This window comes from Brevundimonas sp. UBA5936 (assembly GCA_002430835.1).
GTDB lineage: Bacteria > Pseudomonadota > Alphaproteobacteria > Caulobacterales > Caulobacteraceae > Brevundimonas.
This window is the reverse complement of record DJDA01000103.1, coordinates 1-5,097: the sequence shown is the minus strand read 5'-3', so window position 1 is coordinate 5,097 and position 5,097 is coordinate 1. Positions and strand designations below refer to the sequence as shown.

At 66.9% G+C, this 5,097-nt stretch carries 7 protein-coding genes; 4 read left to right on the top strand and 3 right to left on the bottom strand.

Annotated features, from left to right (window positions below):
- Positions 1-220, top strand: a 220-nt coding sequence (locus tag B2Y21_RS09380; protein WP_292059195.1) for a hypothetical protein, incomplete at its 5' end; no start/stop codon positions are given.
- Positions 221-341: 121 nt separating this feature from the next.
- Entirely contained in the window at positions 342-941 is a 600-nt protein-coding gene (locus B2Y21_RS09375) for a hypothetical protein (RefSeq protein WP_292059193.1), read from the top strand.
- Here B2Y21_RS09375 and B2Y21_RS09370 read toward each other — a convergent pair.
- Positions 927-2,096 carry an MFS transporter gene (locus B2Y21_RS09370; protein ID WP_292059191.1) on the bottom strand — a complete coding sequence of 390 codons (1,170 nt, stop codon included), beginning with the start codon at positions 2,094-2,096 and terminating at the stop codon, positions 927-929. The genes B2Y21_RS09375 and B2Y21_RS09370 overlap by 15 nt on opposite strands.
- Before the next feature lie 48 nt (positions 2,097-2,144).
- On the opposite strand from B2Y21_RS09370, the gene B2Y21_RS09365 reads away from it, so the two are divergent.
- Both B2Y21_RS09365 and pip read left to right on the top strand, forming a co-directional pair.
- Positions 2,145-2,513 (top strand): DUF423 domain-containing protein, encoded by a 369-nt coding sequence (locus B2Y21_RS09365; protein WP_292059189.1) that lies wholly within the window; start codon positions 2,145-2,147, stop codon positions 2,511-2,513.
- Between the two features lie 44 nt (positions 2,514-2,557).
- Positions 2,558-3,520 carry a prolyl aminopeptidase gene (gene pip / locus B2Y21_RS09360; protein WP_292059187.1) on the top strand — a complete coding sequence of 321 codons (963 nt, stop codon included), beginning with the start codon at positions 2,558-2,560 and terminating at the stop codon, positions 3,518-3,520.
- A gap of 21 nt (positions 3,521-3,541) precedes the next feature.
- Here pip and B2Y21_RS09355 read toward each other — a convergent pair whose 3' ends face one another.
- The gene (locus B2Y21_RS09355; RefSeq protein WP_292059185.1) at positions 3,542-4,018 is read right to left on the bottom strand and encodes a DUF6173 family protein; all 477 of its coding nucleotides are present in this window, start codon (positions 4,016-4,018) and stop codon (positions 3,542-3,544) included.
- A gap of 28 nt (positions 4,019-4,046) precedes the next feature.
- The coding region (gene rodA, locus B2Y21_RS09350; RefSeq protein ID WP_292059184.1) for a rod shape-determining protein RodA at positions 4,047-5,097 on the bottom strand (1,051 nt) is incomplete at its 5' end.

Here is a 5,097-nt window from a genome sequence, read left to right as displayed (position 1 = left end):
CGCGCGCCGCGTGGCGCCAGCCGCCGTCCGCAGCGTCTCGCGCCGGGTGCGGGGCGACGCCGCCCTGCGCGCCGAGGCCGAGGCCTATGTCCGCGCCTTCGCCCATGGGCTGAAGCTTCAGGCGGAACGCGGCGACGCCGAGGATGTGCAGATGCGGCTGGCGACCGACGAGGGCCGCGCCTTCATGCTGCTGGACGCCGCCGTAGGCGACCTGAGCTGACCGTCTCGCCTTTCCATCACGTCATCGCGGCGCCGGTCAGGCTTGACCTGGCGCCGCATTTCAAAGCACCGTTCATGCTGCGGCGCGCCACGACGGCGCTAGAGGGGGTCTATTTCCTTTGATGGGTCTGGATTCCAACGGTCGCCCTGATCGGCGCCCCGTCATCTCCATCTGCGCCTGGTCGCCGTCCTATCGGGCATGGGATCCCGTCGAGGATCTGTCTGGCGAACCCTGGAACCCGCCCGGCGCGCGCACCCTGGCCACGCCCGGCGACGCCTCGGCCGAAGCCCTGGCTGAAACCCTGACGGGTCTGTTGTCCCGAGGCGAGTGTTCGGCCTTGTTGCTGGTCGGTCGCACGATTCACGCCGGTCCGATCCGGGTTCAGATGCGCGCCGAAAACCGCCGTCTGGGCGAGCCGGGACGGCTAGACAGCACCGCCCCCAGCATCGCGCGCGTGACAGCGCCGGTCGCTGACATCCTGCGTGAGTTAACGGAAGCCGGGATTTCGGCCATCGCCGACTCTGACGCCGAAGAGGATGCGGGAAGCTATATCCTGTATCGCATTCTGGCGGATCTGCCCGACAGCTTGGAATCTCCGTCCATCGGCCTGCTACGGATTCCCGACGGCGAGAGCGAAAACACGGTCCGGACGGCGGTCAAGACGGCCGCTTCGGCGATGGCGCGTCGACTGGCGCCCCTGCCCCGTTCAAACGTGGCCTGACGCCGCGTCCTTCGATCGCACCCACAGGCCGACCAGCCCCCCGGTCAACGCCAGCGCCGCCATGGCCAGATAGGCCTTCAAACCGACCGCGTCGTACAGCGGCCCGCTGGCCAGGGTCGCCAGACCGATCAACACCCCGGCCGACAGGGCCGAACTCAAGGTCTGGGCGGCGGTGTGGCTGTCCGGCGGACACAGGCGCTCAACGATCTGCACCCCCGCCAGATAGGTGGCGGCGAACGTCAGGGCGTGCAGCATCTGCAACGGGATCAGCATCCACAGCGGCGGGGCGAAGGCCATCAGGCTCCAGCGCAGGACCGCCGCCCCCGCACCGATGAACAGCATGGTCCACGGGCCGACGCCGATGCGGCGACGCCACGGCTCGATCCACCACATGAAGCCGATCTCGACCACGACGGAAAAGGCCCACAACATCCCCGTCACGCTCTCGGCCAAGCCCTGCGCGCGCCAGCTGATGGCCGAGAAGCCGTAGTAGAAGGCGTGCGTCGCCTGCACCGCGCCGATCGAGAAGATCGCCGCCATGAAGACCGGGCGACGCAACAGCCGCCCCAACCCCTGAAATCGCTCCAGCTTCGACACGGGGCCGCCTTCAGACACAGGCTCGGCCGGTAGGACGCGCCAGGCCGTGACCGCGATCAGCAGGGAGGCGGCGACCACCCAGAAAATGACGGCGTCCGAAGACACGCGCGTCAGCAGCGCCCCCATGACCAGATTGGCGACGACGAAGGCCGCCGAGCCGCAGCCGCGCGGCAGCGAGAAGGCGAATCCCTCACGCCCGGCCACGCGCAGGGTCATCACGTCGCTGAGCGGAATCAGGGCCGCCGCCGCCGTCGCGCCCAACAGCCAGAACAGCGCCCAGAGGAAAAAGCCCTCGACCAGACCCGCCCCGCCGTAACCGACCGCCATGACCAGGCCCAGAAAGGCGATGGGCGTTCGCCGCAACACGAAACCGTCGGCCCAGACCGCCAGCAGCGGCCCCGTCACCGCCCGCGCCAGCATGGGGATGGCCAGCAGGGCGCCGATCTGGGCGCCGCTCAGCCCCTGGTCGCGGAACCACAGGCCGGCGAACGGCAGGGTCACGCCGCTGGCGCTGAACAGCAGGACATATTGCAGCGCCATGCGCGATGCGGCTTTCATCGGCGCGCGATAGCAGACTTCAGGGTTTTTGTGGTCTAGACATTAGACATGAGCCCTGACCGCAAACTGCTCGCTTTCGCCGGTTTCAACGGCGCCATGGCCGTCGCTCTGGGCGCCTTCGCCGCTCACGGCGCCGGCCCCGCCGTCAAGACCCTGCTGACCACGGGCGGCCACTACCAGATGGTGCACGCCGCCCTGGCCGCCGCCCTGGCGCTGTTCGGTACGAGCCGACTGCTGAGTCTGGCCGGATGGCTGGCCAGCACGGGCGGACTGATCTTCTGCCTGGCCCTGGCCACGATCGGGCTGTTGAGCCTGCCGGTCATGGGCGCGGTGGCGCCGGTCGGCGGCGCGCTGATGATCGCCGGATGGGCCCTGCTGATCTTCGCCGCCTTCCAGTCCAATCCCCCCAAGGCCTGATCGCTTCAGACCTGACCGATCCTTTTCTCAGAAGGGCATCTCTCGTGACCAATACTGTGCGCCGCGACCTCTACCCGGAAATCGAAGCCTACGCCTCGGGCTGGATGCAGACCGACAGCGTCCATGAGATCTATTACGAGGAAAGCGGCAATCCGCACGGCGTGCCGGTCATCGTCCTGCACGGCGGCCCCGGCGGGGCGGTCAATCCGGGGATGCGGCGCTATTTCGACCCGGCCAAGTACCGCATCGTCATGTTCGACCAGCGCGGCTGCGGCCTGTCGCGGCCGAACGCCTCGCTTGAGAACAACACCACCTGGGATCTGGTCGCCGACATCGAGCGCCTGCGCGAAATGCTGGGCATCGACAAATGGGTGGTGTTCGGGGGGTCGTGGGGTTCGACCCTGTCGATGACCTACGCCATCAAGCACCCGGAACGGTGCCTGGCCCTGCTGCTGCGCGGCGTCTTCCTGCTGACGAAGAAGGAGTTGCACTGGTTCTATCAGGACGGCGCCTCGATGATCTTCCCCGACGCCTGGGAGCGTTTCCTGGAGCCCATCCCCGAGGCCGAGCGCGGCGACCTGATGGCCGCCTATTACAAGCGCCTGACCGGCGACGACGTGGAGGAACGCAACCGCTGCGCCGTGGCCTGGGCGACCTGGGAGGGCGAGACCGTCAGCATCCAGGGCCCGTCAGGCAAGCCGGACAAGTTCGCCGATCCCGACTTCGCCGTGGCCTTCGCCCGCATCGAGAACTGGTACTTCACCAACGGCGGCTTCTTCGACAGCGAGCACTGGATTCTCGAGAACATCGAGACCATCCGCCATATCCCCTGCTGGATCGCGCAAGGGCGCTTCGACGTGGTGACGCCGATCTCGGGCGCCTGGTCCCTGCACCGCGCCTGGCCCGAGGCCAAGCTGGACATCATCGGCGACGCCGGCCACGCCTCCAGCGAGCCCGGCATCATCGACAGCCTGATCCGCGCCACCGACTGGGCGGCGACGCTCTAGGCGTCACAGGGCGTTCAGTGATTATTTCGGATTGGTCTTCTCGACCATCTCGCTGAGCTGGAAGCCGATGCGGCGCGCCTCGCGCTCCTCCGGCTTCTTCATGGCGCTGAGCACCACATTGATCTGGCTGTAGTGCTGGATCAGGCGCACCGGCTTGCCGTCGGCGTTGCGGCCGAAGAACATGATCAGGTCCGGGCCCCAGAAGCCCACGTCCATGATTTGCATGGCCCCATCGCCCGGCAGGCCGACGACGCGCGCGCCGATCTCCTCGTCCTTGTCGAGGTTGGCTTCGAACTCCTCGATCAGCTTGGACAGGCGGACGAAGGCCCACTCGGCCGGGTTGTCTCGCATTCGCAACCCCTCGGCCTGGACCGCCGCCTCATTCTTCGGATCAGCCAGCACAGGTTGCGGACAGGGCGTGTCGCCGCAGTCGGAGAACATGGCCGGATCGGCCTTTGGGATGTCGGCGGCTTCGTTTTCAGGCGTCTGAACAGTCATGACGACAGCCTAACGCCCGTACAGCCGATTAGAACAGCCCCTGCCCCTTCGGCAGTTCGACATAGCGATGCACCCGCATCGACAGGATCAGGCCGAAGCCGATCATCACCGTCATCATGGTCGATCCGCCATAGGACAGCAGCGGCATAGGCACGCCCACGACCGGCGCCAGTCCCATCACCATCGCCCCGTTGATCAGCACGAACAGCGCCAGGAAGGCCGTCATGCCCGCCGCGCTGATCCGACCGAAATGGCTGTGCGACAGGGCCGCGATCCGCAGCGAGATCAGGATCAGCGCGACATAGCAGGCCAGGACGGTGAAGGAGCCCAGGAAACCGAACTCTTCGGACACGGTCGAGAAGATGAAGTCCGTATGGCGTTCCGGCAGGAACTCCAGCTGGCTCTGACTGCCCAGGCCGTAGCCCTTGCCCATCAGGCCGCCGGAGCCCAGGGCGATCTTCGACTGAATGATGTTGTAGCCGGTGCCGGAGGGATCGGCCTCCGGATTCAGGAAGGTCAGCACGCGGTTGCGCTGATAGTCGTGCATCACGAACATGACGAAGGGCGGAATGACGGCCACGGCGGCGGCCACGGCGGCGGCGATGACGCGCCAGCTCAGTCCCGCCATGAACATGACGGCGGCCCCGGTCAGGCCGATGATCATGGCCGAACCCAAGTCCGGCTGCTTGGCCACCAACAGGAAGGGTACGCCGATCATCCCCACGGGGATCAGCAGCTTCCATGACCAGCGCGCCTCCTGCGCCGAATGGCCGTGGTACCAACGCGCCAGAGCCAGCACGAGGCCGATCTTGACGAACTCGGCCGGCTGGATGCGGGTGAAGCCCAGGTTCAGCCAGTTCTTGGCCCCGCCCGCCGTATAGCCCAGCGGCGTGAACTCGATCATCAGCACCAGCACCAGCAGCACGCCGTACAGCGGATAGGCCGCATGGAACCACCACTTGGGGTGAACCATGGCCATGCCGATCATGGCGACCAGCAAGACGCCGAAACGGATCAGATGCTTGGCCGCCCAGGGCTGCCAGTGGCCGCCCGCGATAGAATACAGCATGGCCGTGCCG

Coding starts and splice junctions, on each gene's coding strand:
- B2Y21_RS09375 (WP_292059193.1), top strand. CDS start 342: ATGGGTCTGGATTCCAACGGTCGCCCTGATCGGCGCCCCGTCATCTCC.
- B2Y21_RS09370 (WP_292059191.1), bottom strand. CDS start 2,096: ATGAAAGCCGCATCGCGCATGGCGCTGCAATATGTCCTGCTGTTCAGC.
- B2Y21_RS09365 (WP_292059189.1), top strand. CDS start 2,145: ATGAGCCCTGACCGCAAACTGCTCGCTTTCGCCGGTTTCAACGGCGCC.
- B2Y21_RS09355 (WP_292059185.1), bottom strand. CDS start 4,018: ATGACTGTTCAGACGCCTGAAAACGAAGCCGCCGACATCCCAAAGGCC.